This window comes from Actinomycetospora lutea (assembly GCF_028737205.1).
Classification (GTDB): Bacteria; Actinomycetota; Actinomycetes; order Mycobacteriales; family Pseudonocardiaceae; genus Actinomycetospora; species Actinomycetospora lutea.
The window spans coordinates 116,942-132,144 of sequence record NZ_JAQZAL010000012.1; the positions used below are offsets into that span (position 1 = coordinate 116,942).

Sequence of the window (15,203 nt, forward strand, 5' to 3'; positions counted from 1 at the left end):
GATGGCCGCATACGAGGAGACCGACGTCCTGATCATCGGGGCGGGCCCGGGCGGGGCCGGGATCGCGCTCAAGCTGGCCAAGGCCGGCGTGAAGGTGACCTGCCTGGAGCAGGGCCCCTGGGTCAAGCCGAGCGAGCACCCGCACTACCACGACGAGTGGGAGCTGGAGAAGCAGCGCGGGTGGGCCTACGACCCCAACGTCCGCCAGCTGCCCGAGGACTATCCGGTCACCGGCACCACGACGCCGTACATGATGAACAACGTCGGCGGCTCGACCGTGCACTACGCGGGCCACTGGCCGCGCTACAAGCCGGTCGACTTCCGCAAGGGCACCGAGCACGGCCTCGAGGGCACGATCGACTGGCCGATCTCCTACGAGGACCTCGCGCCGTTCTACGACGAGAACGACGAGATCTACGGCATCTCCGGGCGCATCGGCGACCCGTCCTACCCGGACCGCAAGCAGGCCGTCCGCGACCCCGAGGTGCTGCCCGGCAAGCTGGGTCTCAAGTACGCCAAGGCGTCCAAGGACCTGGGCTGGCACTGGTGGCCGTCGGACAACGCGATCATCACCGTGCCGCGCGAGAACCGCGAGGCCGACCAGGCCATGGGCAACGAGCTCTCGGGCAGCCCGACCGGCTCGCTGTCCACGCCGGCCAACGCCCACTGGCCCTACGCGATCCGCCACGGCGCCGACCTGCGCACCAACGCCCGCGTCGAGACGATCAACGCCGACGGCGGCAAGGCCACCGGGGCCACGTACCTCGACCGCGTCACCGGGGAGCGCCACGAGATCCGCGCCAAGATCGTCGTGCTGGCGGCGAACGGGATCGGCTCCCCGCGCCTGCTGCTGCAGAGCGCGCAGAAGGGCCACCCCGAGGGACTCGCGAACTCCAACGGCATCGTGGGCAAGTACCTGATGCACCACGTGTTCGCGTTCTGCGACTCGTGGTTCGACGAGCCGATCGAGGGATTCAAGGGTTCGTTCGGCGCGCCGCTGTATTCGCACGAGTTCTACCACACCGATGTCAGCCGGGGATTCGTCAACGGTTTCGGCATGCAGGTCGCGCGCAGTTTCGGGCCCGCCTACGCCGCGATGGGGACGCACACCGGCTACACGGCGCCGTGGGGCGAGAAGCACCGCGAGTTCTTCGACGGGCACTTCGCGAACCACCTCATGGTCTTCATGTTCGGCGAGGACCTGCCCGTGGAGTCGAACCGGGTCACGCTCGACCCGGACGTCAAGGACTCCTCGGGGCTGCCGGCCGCGCACGTGGACTACGCGCTGCACCCCAACGACATCGCGCTCGCGGAGTACGGCATCGAGAAGATCTTCGAGGCCACGCGGGCGGTCGGGGCGACCGAGACCAACGACACCGGCGTGCTCTACCCGCCGCCGGGCTGGCACCTCATGGGCACCTGCCGGATGGGCAACACGCCCGACGACTCGGTGCTCAACAAGTGGTGCCAGACCTGGGACGTGCCGAACCTGTTCGTCGTCGACGGCAGCACGCTCACCACCGGCGCCGCGGTCAACCCGACCTCGACGATCGGTGCGCTCTCCCAGCGCACGGGCGAGTACATCCTGCGCAACGTCGACCACATCACCGCGCAGAAGACGACCCCGAGCAACGCCGACGCGCCGACCATGTGAATCGGCCCCGTTCCCGGGGGAGCGAGAGGAATCGTCATGACATCGACTTCCCCCGGGACGGGGGCCGACCGCGTCTACGCGCGGATCACCCGACGCTGCCGAGGATCATCAAGAACAGCGGCGTCGACGACACGCTGACCATCGGGCTGCTCACCGCCGTGCCCTACGTCGTCGCGGTCGTCGCCATGGTCGCGTGGTGGTCACGGCCCTGGGCCTCGTGCTGACCGCGGTGTTCCTGCAGAACACCGCGCTCGCGGTGGGCGCGATGATGCTCGTGGCCGCCGGCGTCTCCACCGCTCAGGCCGCGTTCTGGAGCATCCTGTCCGCCCTGCTCTCCGGCGCCGGCGCGGCGGCGGGCATCGCGCTGGTCAACTCGATCGGCAACATCGGCGGCGCCGTCGCCACCTCGCTCGTCGGCTGGCTCTCCGACCTCACCGGGTCGACCGCCTCGAGCGTCTACCCCTTCGGCGTCGTGCTGCTCGTCGGCGGCCTGCTCGTCCTGTTCGTGCCGCGTTCGGTCGACGACGGCGCGAACGCCCCGCGGACCCCCGCGGAGGACCTACCATCGCCGCGATGAGGTACGAGGTCACCGACGACGACACCGCGCTCGCCCTGGGCAGTGGCGACGTCCCCGTGCTGGGCACGCCGCGCCTGATCGCCTGGCTCGAGGCGGCCACGGTGGCCGAGGCCGCCTCCCGCCTCGCGGACGGGCAGACGACGGTCGGTGCCGCGATCCGGGTGCGGCACCGCCGCCCGACGCCGGTGGGCGGCGCGGTCGACGTCTACGCCACCCTGACCACCGAGGGCGACCGACTCACCTTCGACGTCAGCGCCATCGACGGCGACGGCCACTACGTCGCCGACGGCGAGATCGACCGCGTCGTCGTGGACCGGGCGACGTTCTCGGTCTGACGCGAGCGATCCCCCGGGCATCGTGGAGCGAGGGACGCCCTGGCTGCGTGGCAGGCAGCGGGGGGCGCCCTCGCTGCGACCCCGACGACCTCGCCTCGCCGCCGGTCTCCGCGCGGACGCCGGCCACGGCCTCGTCGGTCCGCTCCCGCCCCCGGACCAGCGCGGTCCTCCTCGTGATCGCGGTGCTGGGGGAGCAACAGAGCCGATCCGGCCCGGACCTCCCCGAGCGGGTCCCTACACTCGGGGGCATGGCGGGGCGCATCCGGGACGCGGACATCGCGGAGGTGCGCGACCGCAACCGGGTCGACGAGGTCATCGGCGAGTACGTGGCGCTGCGCCGCGCGAGCGCGGGGTCGGTCAAGGGGCTCTGCCCGTTCCACGACGAGAAGACGCCGTCGTTCAACGTCCGCCCCACCCACGGCACGTTCCACTGCTTCGGCTGCGGCGAGGGCGGCAGCGTCATCGACTTCGTCATGAAGATCGAGCAGCTGGGCTTCGTCGAGGCCGTGGAGAAGCTCGCCGACCGCATCGGCTACCGGCTGACCTACGAGGGCGGCGGGTCGAGCGTCCAGCGTGACCGGGGCACCCGCGCCCGCCTGCTGGCCGCCAACAAGCAGGCCGCCGAGTTCTACGCCGAGCAGCTGCGCGCGCCGGGGGAGGCGCAGAAGGCGCGGGAGTTCCTGGCCGAGCGCGGGTTCGACCAGGCGGCGGCCGAGGACTTCGGCTGCGGGTTCGCGCCGTCGGGCTGGGACAAGCTCACCAAGCACCTGCTCGCCGCGGGCTACACGCTCGAGGAGCTCGAGAAGGCGGGGCTCTCGCGGCCGGGTCAGCGCGGCTACATGGACCGTTTCCACCGCCGCCTGCTCTGGCCGATCCGCGACCTCGGCGGCGACGTCGTCGGGTTCGGTGCGCGGCGGCTGTTCGACGACGACCGCATCGAGGCGAAGTACCTCAACACCCCCGAGACGCCCGTCTACCACAAGTCGAAGGTGCTCTTCGGGCTCGAGAAGGCCAAGCGGGAGATCGCGAAGACCCGCCAGGCCGTGATCGTCGAGGGCTACACCGACGTCATGGCCATGCACCTCGCCGGGGTGACGACCGCGGTCGCGAGCTGCGGCACGGCGTTCGGTGACGACCACGTCGCGGTGCTGCGCCGGCTGCTCATGGACGACTCGTTCGACCGCGGCGAGGTCATCTACGTCTTCGACGGCGACGCCGCCGGGCAGGCCGCGGCGCGCAAGGCGTTCGAGGGCGACCAGCAGTTCGCCACCCAGACCTACATCGCCGTCGCGCCCGACGCGATGGACCCGTGCGACCTGCGGCAGGCCCGCGGCGAGGTGGCGCTGCGCGATCTCGTGGCCCAGCGCGCGCCGCTGTTCTCGTTCATCATCCGGGCGATCCTCGACGAGCACGACCTCGGCACCGTCGAGGGCCAGGTGGCGGCGCTGCAGCGCGCCGTGCCCGAGGTGGCCCGCATCCGGCGCGAGGACCTGCGCGACGGCTACGCGCGCCGGCTCGCCGGCTGGGTCGGCTGGACCGACGAGGCCCAGGTGGTGCGCCGGGTGCGCGAGACCGCCGGAGCCCCGGCCGACGCCCCCGCTCGCCGCACCCCGCGGCGCAGCGCGGCGACGAACGGCGCGCAGCGCGGCACCGACGGCCCCGCCCTGCCCGGACGCGACGACCCGCGCCTGCGCGTGCAGCGCGAGGTGCTCAAGGCCGCGCTGCAGTCGCCCGCGCTCGCCGGGCCCCTGTACGACTCGCTGCCCGAGGACGCGTTCAACAACGACGCCTACCTCGCGGTGCACCGGGCGGTGCTCGCCGCCGGGGGCACGTCGGCGGGGTGGTCCGGCTCGGCGTGGATCGACGCCGTGGGCCGCGAGGTGCCGAGCGGCTACCGCACGCTGGTCCACGAGCTCGCCGTCGAGCCGCTGCAGACCCGCGAGACCGACGAGCACCGCTACATCACCTCGATGATGAGCGCGCTGCAGGGCACGCTGGTCGAGCGCCAGGTCTCGGAGATCAAGTCGCGGCTGCAGCGCCTGTCGCCGATCAACGACGCCGACGAGTACCACGAGCTCTACGGCGACCTGGTCGCCCTCGAGCAGTACAAGAAGGCGCTGCGCGGCCGGGCGACGGGCGCGGTGTCGCTGTGAGCGGGGTGTTCGACCGGATCAGCGCCCTGCTCACGGGGCGCGAGCCCGTGCCCGAGGGCTTCGCGGGCGCGCTCGACGAGGGCGAGCGGGTGATCGCCGACGGCCGCGGGCCGCGCGGCTCGATCGTGCTCGCCACCGACCTGGGGCTCTGGCTGCCGCCGGCGGCCTCGGGGCAGGGGGCGCGCCGCGTCGCCTGGCACCTCGTCACCAGGGCCCGGTGGGCCTCCGGCGCGCTCGAGGTCGTCGAGGCCGACGAGGTCGCGGAGCTGGCCGGTGGCGTGGTCGTGCTCGCCGACCGGGCGCCGCGCCGCGTCCCGCTGACCGAGCCGGGCCGCGTGCCCGAGACCGTGCACCAGCGGGTCACCGTGGCGGTCAAGGACAGCCAGCACCACGACCTCGGGGACGGCGGCGCGTGGTTCGTCCAGCGCCGCGTGCCCGGCGCCGGCATCGTGCTGCACGTGCGCCCCGACCCGGGTACCGACCCGGAGGTCGTGCGCACCGTCGCGGCCGGGGTGGGCGAGAAGCTGCGGGCCGGACGCGACGCGGAGCGGAGCCGGACCACCGGGGACGCCCGCCCGTGACGCTCACGTGGGACCCGGCGCTCTACCGCCGCCACGACGACCACCGGGCGCGCCCGTTCCTCGACCTCGTCGGCCGGGTGGGCGCGACGGCCCCGCGCGAGGTGGTCGACCTCGGCTGCGGGCCGGGGCACCTCACCGGGGTGCTCGCGGCGCGGTGGCCGGACGCGCGCCTGCGGGCCTCGGACGCGTCGCCGCATATGGTCGCCGCGGCGCGCGAGCTCGGGGTCGACGCCGAGCAGGCCGACGTCCGCGACTTCGCGCCCGGCGCCGAGACCGACGTGGTCGTGTGCAACGCGGTGCTGCACTGGGTGCCCGAGCACCGCGAGCTCCTGTCCCGCTGGGCCGCGGAGCTGCCGGCCGGCGGCTGGCTCGCGGTGCAGGTGCCGGGCAACGAGCAGTCGCCCTCGCACGTGATCGCCCGGGACCTCCTGGCCACCCCGGCCTGGACGGACCTCGTGCCGGAAGGCCTGCCCGCCTACGGGGTCGGCACGCCCGAGGAGTACGCCCGGCTGCTGGCGGCCGCCCGCCCCGGCGGGGTCGTCGACTGCTGGGAGACGACGTACCTGCACCCGCTGACCGGGGACGACCCGGTGGGCGACTGGATCGCCGGTACCACCCTGCGTCCGGTGCGCGACGTGCTCGACGACGCCGGGTGGGAGCGCCTGCGGGCGGAGCTCGCACCCCGCCTGCGCGACGCCTACCCGCCCGACGACGCCGGCGTCACCTGGTTCGGGTTCCGCCGGGTGTTCGCGGTGCTGGGCCTCTGAGGGTCCCGGGCGACCGGGGTCAGCGCCCGTTCCCGTTGGCGGCCGCCCGACCGGGCGCGGAGGGTTGCCCGCCCCCGGACGGACCCGACGACGCGACCTTCTCCCTGGCCATCGCCACGCCCGTCTGCACGGCCTCGCCGGCCTTCGCGCGGGCGACACCGGCCGCCCCCTGCACGCTCGGGTGGTCGGCCACCTGGCGGTAGGCCCGGGCGATCTGCTCGTAGCGCTCGCGGCCGGCCCGCGCACCGAGGACGTACCCCACGCCGGCACCCAGCAGGAACGGAATGATCTTCATGCGTTTCTCCTCCCCGACGTCTGGTGGCGCCCATCCTGCCCCACCCCGTGCGGAGGGGCGGTGGGGCCCGTGAGGTAGCGTGGAGGAGTCCGAACGCGAGCCGTCCCGGACACAGCGGTCCTCCGTAGCTCAATCGGCAGAGCATTCGACTGTTAATCGAAGGGTTACTGGTTCGAGTCCAGTCGGAGGAGCCGAAAGCCCCGGGTCAGTCTCCTGACCTGGGGCTTTTCTCTGTGTGGCGCGCGATGATCCTCCTGTGACGTCCGACGACGGCTACCTCCTCGACAACCGCCGGACCCCGGCCGGGCACCGGCTGACCGCGCTCGGCGAGCTCTTCGACGCCTCCACGTTCCGGCACCTCGACGCGCTCGGGGTGGGGCCCGGCTGGCGGTGCTGGGAGGTCGGCGCGGGCGGGCGGAGCGTCCCGGTCGGGCTCGCCGAGCGCGTCGGCCCCGACGGCTCGGTGATCGCCACCGACGTCGACACGTCATGGCTCGGCACCTCGGACGGCGTGCTCGAGGTCCGGCGCCACGACGTCGGGAGCGACGCGCCGCCCGCCACGGACCTCGACCTCGTGCACGCCCGGCTCGTCCTCACCCACGTGCCGGCGCGGGACCGCGCGCTCGCCGCGATGGTGGCGTCGCTGCGCCCCGGCGGGTGGCTCGTGGTCGAGGACGCCGACCCCGGCCTGCAGCCCCTGCTCTGCCCGGAGGACCGCGGCCCCGCCGAGCAGCTGGCCAACCGCCTACGCCGGGGCTTCCGCGCGCTGATGGCCGACCGCGACGCCGACCTCGCCCTCGGCCGGACCCTGCCCCGGCGGCTGCGCGAGCACGGACTCGTCGACGTCGTCGCCGACGCCTTCTTCCCGATCGCCGGGCCGGCGTGCACGGCGCTGGAGATCGCGACCGTGGAGCAGATCCGCCCGCGTCTCGTCGAGAGCGGCGTCGCGTCGCCCGACGACGTCGACCGGCACCTCGAGAACCTCCGGGCCGGCCGCCTGCCCGACCTCGCGACGTCGCCGATGGTGACCGCCCGGGGCCGGCGAGTGGCCTGACGGCCAGCTGATCTTCACCACGTCGAGTGAACCCGTACCCGAGTCGAGTGAACCTGGGCGCAGGCCTCTGGTGCCGCCGAGGCCGTCCGGGCACGCTCTGCCTCGAGCCGGTGAGGGAGTCCCGGTGAACCGGTGCCCGGGGGGCGCCGACGGCGAGGTGGTGGGCCGGACCAGGCAGCTGGGGAGCGGGCCCCCGGCCCACCATCATCGCACCCGCACCGTCCTCAGGTCGGGGTCGTCGGGGTCGTCGGGGTCGTCGGGGTCGTACCCGGCGGCGTGGACACGGTGGTCGTCGTCGCGTCGGTGCGCCGATGTCGGCCCTTCCCCGACATGCGGCGACGGAACACGCCGTTCGGCCTCACTGGTCATCGGCTCGTCCCGGTCTTACACCGCATCGATGGGCGCGCCGTTGCCGGCCGTCCCGGTCGGGCGACGCTGGACGCGGTACAGGCGCTGTGCTCCGCGGACACCCTTGAACTTGCGTGGTGCCGCGGCGCGGAAGTGGAACGGCGGATCGTCCGGCGCCGCGGCGACCACCGCGTCGCGGACCGCGGCCGTGATCGTCACGTGGTCCGGGCGCGCGGTCTCGGTGACGCGGCTGGCGAGGTTCACCGGCGGGCCGAACCAGTCGCCCGCGTGCGGCACCCCGACGCCCTTCGCGATCCCGACGCGCAGGCCGGGGCGCCCGTCCCCCTCCTTCGACCACACGTCGACGAGGTCGAGCGCGGCCGTGACGAGCAGGGTGGGATCGGGTGAGACGAGCATGACCGCGTCGCCGATCGTCTTGGCCAGGCGCACCGGCCACGCCGACACCTCGGTGGCGCAGGCGGAGAGCATCTCGGCGACCTCGCTGAGCTCGACGGCCGAGACCGACTCGCCGAGGTCGGTGAACCCGACGAGGTCGGCGAAGCAGACGGTGACGTCCTGCGCGCCGCGCAGCCGGCCCGCGCTCGACTCCTCGACGGCCAGCGCGTGCGAGCGGATGCGGTCGGCGAGCGCGGCGGCCACGAGGTGCACCAGGTGCAGCGAGTCGTCCTCGACGATCCGGCGCGCCTCGGTGGCGTAGCGCAGGGCCATCTCCGGCTCCGGCTCGCCGGGCCGCAGCAGCGCCTCGCCGAGCAGCCCGCCGAGGGCGTCGGCGATGTTGAGCACGCCGCGACCGACGGCCCGCACGACGGGCATCATCTCCTCGTCGGAGAAGCCCAGGCTGCGGTAGCGGTGGATCCGCTCGGCGATCTCGACGTCCTCGTCGGTGTAGATCGGCTCGTCGGGGTCGGGCGCGAGGGGGCGCCCGAGGGCCTGGAACCAGCGCCGCACGACCTCGATGTCGATGTCGGCGATCCGGCAGACGTCGTTGAGCGAGTGGCCGTCCTCGGGACGCAGGGTGCGCTCGAGCAGGAGCAGGCCGAGCCGGTCGCGCGCGATCGCGTCGCGCATGGCCTCGAAGTCGACGCCGTCGGCGGCGAGCGACTCGAGGACCGAGACCCGGGTGCGGCGCGCGTCGCCGGTCAGCCCGTCGAGGAGCCCGGCGCGCTCGTAGTCGCCCTCCGCCATCACCGACCGGATCCGTGCCGGGATGGGCAGGGATGTGCGGGGTCGCGGCGGCACGTCGTTCATGGTGCCAGCGGGGTGCGAGCCCGACATCTCGTGACCGGCCTTGCGTACCGTGGCGGGGTCGGGAGACACGGGAGGATCCATGACCGGCGGCCCGCGCCTGCTCGCCACGAGCGACCTGCACGTCAACCGCTCGGAGAACGAGGACCTGGTCCGCGAGCTGCACCCGACGCACCCCGGCGACTGGCTGATCGTCGCCGGCGACATCGGCGACCGCGTCGCCACCGTCGCGTGGACCCTGGAGATCCTGGCCGCGCGCTTCGCGCAGGTCATCTGGGTGCCGGGCAACCACGAGCTGTGGACGCCGCCGGGCGACGAGGTCGACCTCGTCGGCCCCGCCCGCTACGACCACCTCGTCGAGATGGCGCGGGGGCTGGGCGTCCTCACCCCGGAGGACCCGTGGCCGGTGTGGGAGGGAGCCGGCGGGCCGGCGCTCGTGTGCCCGATGTTCGTGCTCTACGACTACAGCGTCCGGCCGCCCTCGATCCCCGCCGACTGGTCGAACGACGCGGCGCTCGAGGTCGCCCGCGAGGCCGGCGTGGTGTGCACCGACGAGGTCCTCATGTCGTGCGACCCGTTCCCCGGTGCCGCCGCGTGGTGCGCCGACCGCCTCGCCCGCACCGAGGCGCGCCTCGCCGAGCGGCCGGCGGGCCTGCCGACCGTGCTGGTCAACCACTGGCCGCTGAGCCCGCACCCGACGCGCATCCTGCGCCACCCCGAGTTCGCGCTCTGGTGCGGCACGACGGCCACGGCCGACTGGCACGTCCGCCACGACGCGGCGGTCGTCGTCTACGGGCACCTCCACATCCCCCGCACGACCGTCGAGGACGGCGTGCGCTGCGAGGAGGTCTCGGTGGGCTATCCGCGCGAGTGGCAGCGCCACGGCCTCGTGCGCGGCGCGCTGCGGGAGATCCTGCCGGGGCCCGGCGGCGACGGGCCCGACCCGTTCACCGTCTGGGCCGCCGAGCAGCGCGCGCAGTGGGCGCGGACGTGACCACCGGTGTGGCGGCCCTCGACGCCGTCCTCCCCGGCGCCGTGGTCACCGCGGCGCGGACCGACGACGACCCGCAGGCCGTGCTCGCCGCCGAGGAGGAGCCCGCGGTGGCGAGGGCCGTGGCGTCGCGGCGCGCGGAGTTCACGACGGCGCGGGGGTGCGCGCGCGACGCGCTCGTCCGCCTCGGCGCACCGGCCGCGGCCATCCCGGTGGGGGAGCGCCGCGCGCCGGTCTGGCCCGACGGCGTCGTCGGCGCGATCACGCACTGCGCCGGCTTCCGCGGCGCGGCGGTGGCGTGGCGCGACGCCGTGCGCGCCGTCGGCCTCGACGCCGAGCCGCACGTCGCCCTGCCCGACGGCGTCCTCGAGGCGGTGTCGGACGCCGGCGAGCGGGCCGTCCTCGCCTCGTTGGCCGCGGCCTCGCCGGAGGTGCGGTGGGACAAGCTCCTGTTCAGCGCCAAGGAGAGCGTCTACAAGGCGTGGTTCCCGCTGACCGGGCGCTGGCTGGGGTTCGAGGAGGCGGAGCTCGTGCCCGCGCCGGACGGGACCTTCCGCGCCGCCCTGCGCGTGCCGGGTCCGGTGGTCGACGGGGCCGAGGTGACGGGGTTCGACGGGCGCTGGATGGTGCGCGACGGTCTGGTGATCACGGCGATCGCGCTGCCGGCGCGGGGTGCCTGATGCGCGACGAGGCCTGGTGGGAGAGCTACGAGTCGATCGTCGAGCAGCGCATCCGCGACGCCCAGGACGAGGGCAAGTTCGACGGGCTGCGCGGCGCCGGCCGGCCGCTGCGCGGAGGGGACCGGCCCGACGACGAGAACTGGTGGCTGCGCTCCTACCTGGAGCGCGAGGGCATCCCCAACGACGTGCTCCTGCCCACCCCGCTGCGCCTGCGCCGCGAGATCGACCGCCTGCCCGAGACCGTCCGCGAGATGGAGACCGAGCGCGAGGTCCGCGACGCCGTGGCCGCCCTGGCCGCCCGCGTCGCCCGATGGCTGCGCTTCCCGGACGGCCCCCAGGTCTCGGTGTCGATGCCGCGTGCCGACGACGTCGTGGCGCGGTGGCGTGCGGAGCGGGGCTCGAGGTCGGCGCCCTCTCCGCCGCCCTCTCCGCCGCCCTCTCCGCCGCTCGTGCCGCTGCCCGAGCCCGACGACCGTCGCTCCCGGTGGCGGGCGTGGTGGCGTCGCCGCCGCTCGTGATCGGCGCGCGGTCAGCCGGCGCGCGGGGCGCGGGGCAGGTCGACGACCGTGCCCGGCGCCCGGAGCGGGGTGTCGTCGACCGGCGGCGGCGCCTCGCGGTCGCGCTCGCGCTCCCCGGGCCGGCGTGACGGGGCCAGCGCGACGACCGTCGCGGCGCCGATGCCGTGGTAGCGCTCGGGGGTGCAGGTCAGCACGATCACCTGGGCCGCGCCGTCGGCCGCGGTCGCCGCGGTGAACACCGCGCCGAGGCGGGAGAGGCGTTCGGGGTCGGTGTGGCCCAGCGCGTCGTCGATGACCACCGGCACCCCGTCGGCGGGGTCGACGAGCGCGGCGCACGCCAGCCGCGCGCACAGCCCGAGCTGCTCCTGGGCCCCGCTGGACAGCGCCGAGAAGGCCACCGTGGTGCCGTCGAGCGTGCGGTGGGTGATCCGCAGGTCCTCGTCGATCTCCAACGACAGCGAGGCCCCGAACACGATGCGCGCCAGCCGCTCGACCTGCGCCCGGAACGGCGCGACGTAGGAGCGGCGCACGCGCTCGCGGTGGCGGGCGAGCGTGTCGTGCAGGCGCTGGGCGGCGGCGGCGCGCCGGGCGACGGCGTCGTGGTCGCGGACCGCGGCCTCGAGCTCGGTGGCCGCGGCGGCGTGCTGGTCGTGCCAGCCCTCGAGCCCGGCGGCCTGCAGGCGCCCGGTGGTCTCGGCGTGCTCGCGCTCCAGGCGTGCCGCCTCGGCGGCGAGGCGCTCGTCGACCGCGCGGGCGTTGACGACGCGCGCCTCGACGGTGTCGGGGTCGTCGTCGGCGAGCGCGGCGGCCATCGCCTCGTGCTCGCGCTCGGCGTCGCGGGCCCGTGCCCGCCGCTCGTCCTCGGCGGCCGCGAGGTCGGCGTCGGGCTCGGCCTCGCGGGCGGCGCGCAGCTCCTCGGCCCGGCGAACGTGGGCGTGGCGGGCGTCGGCGGCGCGCTCGGCCAGCACCGCGGCGCGGGTGTCGGCGTCGCGCACCGCGTCCTCGGCGGCCCGGCACGCGGCCGCGGCCTCGTCGGCGCGCCGGGCGGCGTCGTCGGCGGCCTCGCGCGCGCCGTCGGCGGCGCGCCGCAGCGGGGCCACGTCGACCGGGGACGCGACGGGCTCGGCGACGCTGAAGAGGTCGGCGGGCCCGGTGTCGCCGAGCCGCTCGCGCACCGCGTCGTGCGCGGCGCGCAGGGCCGCGGCGTCACCGTGGCCGGCGAGCTCGCGGGCGAGCGCCGCGCGGTGCTCGTCGGCGCGCCGGGCGGCGTCGTCGGCGCGGCGCCGGGCGGCGCGGGCGGCGTCGAGGTCGGCGACGCCCAGCTCGTCGCACCGCTGCGCGAGCTCGCGCGCCCGCTCGCGGACCGCGTCGTCGCGGCCGGCCTCGTCGAGCCCCGGGCGCACGCGGACGTCGAGCACGCCGGGCACCGACAGCGACCGCGACCCCGCGACCGGCAGCACGCGGGTCTCGCCGGGCGCGAGCACCACCGTCTCGCCGTCGACCTCGACGGTCAGTGCTGCCGGCGCCACCAGCTCGACCCGCGCGGCGGCGGCGTCGCGGGCGGCCTCGGCGCGCAGCAGGTCGCGGGCGAGGTCCTCGAGGTCGGCGAGGTCGTCGGCGTCGACGCTCGTGGCCGCGAGCAGCCGCTCGGCGGCCGTCCGGCCCGCCTCGGCCTCCTCGACCCGGCGCAGCCGCTCGGCGAGGTCGGCCAGCTCGGCGCGGTCGCGGGCGGCGGACACGGCGCGGGCGGTGTCGTCGGCCCGGCGGCGCGCGGTGGCGGACGCCTCGCGGGCAGCGGCGTCGGCGCAGCGGCGGGCGTCGCGCTCGTCGCGGGCCGCGGTGTGCTCGCCCTCGTGGGCGGCGAGGGCCTCGGCCGCCCGGGCGGCGAGGTCGGCGTCGGCCTCGACCGCGGCGACCAGCGCGTCGCGGGCCTCCCGGCGCTCGCGGGCGGTCTCCGCGCGCTCGCGGGCGAGCACGGCGCGCCCGCGGGCGGTCTCGACCTCGCGCAGCCGCGACTGCAGGCCCGCCCACCGGTCCTCGAGCTCGGCCACCTCGGCGGCGTGCGCGCGCCGGCGCGCACGCACCGAGGCGGCGTCGCCGTCGAGACGGTCGCGGGCGGCGACGTCGCGCTCGACCGCCTCGAGCGCAGCGCGGCACCGGTCGTACTCGGCCTCGGCGGCGGCGAGGCGCACGTCGGCGGCGCGCAGCTCGCCGGTGGCCCGCCCGCTCGGGGTGCGGTAGCGGCGCAGCTCCTCGACCGCCCGCTCGACCAGCCCGTCGTCGGCGCTCGGGTCGGGCCGGGCGGCCGAGCCACCGGTCGCGGCGCGGTCGAGCGCGCGGGTCAGGGCGTCCTGGCCGCCGAGATCGGCCTGGCCGACGGCGGTGTGCTGCTCGACGCGCAGCCCGCGCCAGAGCACGCGGTCCATGGTCTCGTCGAGGATCGCCGACACGCGGGCGTGCGCGTCGGCGCCGGTGAGCTGCTCGGGGACGGGCGCGAGGACGTGCAGCTCGGTGCGCGGGCGGCGCAGCCAGCGCTTGCGGTAGACGAAGCGGTAGGGCCCGGTGGAGACCTCGGCCTCGACCTCGGGACCGGCGTCGACCCCGGCCGGCTGGGCGGCGCGGATCTCGGCGCGGCGCGAGGAGTCGGCGGCGTCGAAGAGCAGGTCGAGCGCGGCGACCGTGGAGGTCTTGCCGACCTCGTTGTCGCCCTGCAGCACCGTGACCCCGCGCTCGGCGAGGGTGACCTCGCGGTCGTGCACGCCGCGGAAGTCGCGCAGCCGGATGCGGTGCAGCCTCATCGCGGCGTCCCCACCAGGCGGTGCAGCAGGCGCAGGGCGTCGCGGGCCTCGTCCGGGGTCTCTCCCGGGGCCCCGCGCGCCGCGGCGAACAGCTCCGTCGCGGCGTCGGCGGCGAAGCCGTGCAGGTCGAGGTCGTCGAGGTCGGCGTCGTCCGGGACGGTCGCGAGGTCGGAGTGCTGGGCGAGGACCTCCACCGCGGCGAAGGCATGCTCGTGGGCGGCGAGGAGGTCGTCGAGCCGGCCGCGCTGGCGCAGCGAGAGCGTGCCGACCAGCGCGAGGCGGACCGCGGCGCGCTCCTTGTCGGGCTGCGCGGCGAGCCAGGCGTCGAGCGCCTCGAGGTCGTCGTCGGTGTCGAGGCGCGCGTCGTGCCGCACGAACCGCCACCGGCCGACCGGCTCGGTGGTGACTCGCGCGGCGTGCACGTCGAGGTCGACGACGAGCACGTTGCCGGGGTCGACCTCGTCGAAGTCGGTGACCTCCGGGGTGCCGGCGTGGCGGATGCGGTCGTCGGCGGCGTCGACCCAGGTGGAGTGCCGGTCGCCCAGCGCGACGTAGTGCACGCGGCCGTCGGCCAGCGCGGCGAGCACCCCGTCGCGGCGGATGCGGGCGGGCTCGTCGTCGTCGGGGTCGAGCACGTCGAGCTCGCCGTGCCCGGCCAGCACCCGCAGCGTTCCCGGCGGAGCGGGCTCGAGGGCCGTGAGCTGCTCGCCGACGAGGTCGGTGAGCGGGTGCTTGGAGCGCCACGGCGCCGCGACGACCTCGACGCCCGGCGCGACCTCGTGCACCCCGGGCGTGTCGAGCACGGTGACGTGCGGCGGGCAGCGGCGGGCGAAGTCGGGCCGGCGCAGCACGCAGGCGGCGTCGGCCGGGTCGTGGTTGCCGGGCAGGAGCAGGACGGGCGTGCGGAACGCGGCGAGCGCCTCGCAGGCGCGGGCCACGACGTCGGGCCCCACGAGGTTGGACTCGAACACGTCGCCGCAGACCAGCACGAACGCCGCCCCACGCTCGTCGGCGAGGCGCCCGAGCGCGGACACCGCGTCGAGCCGGGCCTGCGCGAAGCGGGCCTGGGCCTCGCCGGTCAGCCCCCCGGCGGCCTCCTTGGGCGGTCGGGCCCCCAGGACCCGCCGCGTCATGCCGAGCTGCCAGTCGGCGGTGTGCACGAACCGCACGCCGGTGCTCCCTCCGC

Annotated in this window: 14 protein-coding genes and 1 tRNA gene; 11 read left to right on the forward strand and 4 right to left on the reverse strand. The window is 75.8% G+C overall.

The genetic code is table 11. The features are described 5' to 3' along the window. The first annotated feature begins 1 nt into the window (after position 1). The 6 genes from PHK61_RS15100 (at position 2) to PHK61_RS15125 (ending at position 6,067) form a co-directional block, all read left to right on the forward strand. Entirely contained in the window at positions 2-1,654 is a 1,653-nt protein-coding gene (locus PHK61_RS15100; RefSeq protein ID WP_274281817.1) for a GMC family oxidoreductase, read from the forward strand. A 193-nt stretch (positions 1,655-1,847) separates the two neighbouring features. Beyond that, entirely contained in the window at positions 1,848-2,231 is a 384-nt protein-coding gene (locus PHK61_RS15105; protein ID WP_274281818.1) for an MFS transporter, read from the forward strand. Further along, positions 2,228-2,566, forward strand: a complete 339-nt coding sequence (locus PHK61_RS15110; RefSeq protein ID WP_274281819.1) for a thioesterase family protein — start codon at positions 2,228-2,230, stop codon at positions 2,564-2,566. The genes PHK61_RS15105 and PHK61_RS15110 overlap by 4 nt, the downstream gene beginning before the upstream one ends. Positions 2,567-2,814: 248 nt before the next feature. After that, a complete protein-coding gene (dnaG, locus tag PHK61_RS15115; RefSeq protein WP_274281820.1) occupies positions 2,815-4,719 on the forward strand; it encodes a DNA primase in 1,905 nt (634 codons plus the stop codon). Beyond that, positions 4,716-5,300, forward strand: coding sequence for a hypothetical protein (locus PHK61_RS15120; RefSeq protein WP_274281821.1), 585 nt, complete (start codon positions 4,716-4,718; stop codon positions 5,298-5,300). The genes dnaG and PHK61_RS15120 overlap by 4 nt, the downstream gene beginning before the upstream one ends. Continuing rightward, positions 5,297-6,067, forward strand: coding sequence for a trans-aconitate 2-methyltransferase (locus PHK61_RS15125; RefSeq protein ID WP_274281822.1), 771 nt, complete (start codon positions 5,297-5,299; stop codon positions 6,065-6,067). The genes PHK61_RS15120 and PHK61_RS15125 overlap by 4 nt, the downstream gene beginning before the upstream one ends. A 19-nt stretch (positions 6,068-6,086) precedes the next feature. Here PHK61_RS15125 and PHK61_RS15130 read toward each other — a convergent pair whose 3' ends face one another. Next, positions 6,087-6,356 (reverse strand): hypothetical protein, encoded by a 270-nt coding sequence (locus tag PHK61_RS15130; protein WP_420791394.1) that lies wholly within the window; start codon positions 6,354-6,356, stop codon positions 6,087-6,089. 124 nt (positions 6,357-6,480) lie between these two features. Here PHK61_RS15130 and PHK61_RS15135 point away from each other — a divergent pair. Together PHK61_RS15135 and PHK61_RS15140 are read left to right on the forward strand one after the other, a co-directional pair. Then, positions 6,481-6,553 (forward strand) — tRNA-Asn (locus tag PHK61_RS15135). A gap of 65 nt (positions 6,554-6,618) precedes the next feature. Further along, complete coding sequence (locus tag PHK61_RS15140; protein ID WP_274281824.1) at positions 6,619-7,416, forward strand: methyltransferase domain-containing protein; 798 nt, start codon at positions 6,619-6,621, stop codon at positions 7,414-7,416. A gap of 384 nt (positions 7,417-7,800) precedes the next feature. Here the strand turns inward: PHK61_RS15140 and PHK61_RS15145 are convergent, their stop codons facing one another. Beyond that, positions 7,801-9,024: an adenylate/guanylate cyclase domain-containing protein gene (locus tag PHK61_RS15145; RefSeq protein WP_274281825.1), complete on the reverse strand. Its 1,224-nt coding sequence runs from the start codon at positions 9,022-9,024 to the stop codon at positions 7,801-7,803. 88 nt (positions 9,025-9,112) lie between these two features. On the opposite strand from PHK61_RS15145, the gene PHK61_RS15150 reads away from it, so the two are divergent. From PHK61_RS15150 to PHK61_RS15160, 3 genes are read left to right on the forward strand one after another with little or no spacing between them, the layout of a single operon-like run. Further along, on the forward strand, positions 9,113-10,024 hold the full coding sequence (locus PHK61_RS15150; protein ID WP_274281826.1) for a metallophosphoesterase family protein: 912 nt from the start codon (positions 9,113-9,115) through the stop codon (positions 10,022-10,024). After that, positions 10,021-10,701: a 4'-phosphopantetheinyl transferase family protein gene (locus PHK61_RS15155; RefSeq protein ID WP_274281827.1), complete on the forward strand. Its 681-nt coding sequence runs from the start codon at positions 10,021-10,023 to the stop codon at positions 10,699-10,701. The genes PHK61_RS15150 and PHK61_RS15155 overlap by 4 nt, the downstream gene beginning before the upstream one ends. Continuing rightward, a complete protein-coding gene (locus PHK61_RS15160; protein ID WP_274281828.1) occupies positions 10,701-11,219 on the forward strand; it encodes a DnaJ family domain-containing protein in 519 nt (172 codons plus the stop codon). Before PHK61_RS15155 ends, PHK61_RS15160 begins: the two co-directional genes overlap by 1 nt. A gap of 11 nt (positions 11,220-11,230) precedes the next feature. Here the strand turns inward: PHK61_RS15160 and PHK61_RS15165 are convergent, their stop codons facing one another. Both PHK61_RS15165 and PHK61_RS15170 read right to left on the reverse strand, forming a co-directional pair. Continuing rightward, complete coding sequence (locus PHK61_RS15165) at positions 11,231-14,017, reverse strand: AAA family ATPase (RefSeq protein ID WP_274281829.1); 2,787 nt, start codon at positions 14,015-14,017, stop codon at positions 11,231-11,233. Then, positions 14,014-15,186, reverse strand: coding sequence for a metallophosphoesterase family protein (locus tag PHK61_RS15170; RefSeq protein WP_274281830.1), 1,173 nt, complete (start codon positions 15,184-15,186; stop codon positions 14,014-14,016). Before PHK61_RS15170 ends, PHK61_RS15165 begins: the two co-directional genes overlap by 4 nt. Between the last annotated feature and the right edge of the window lie 17 nt (positions 15,187-15,203).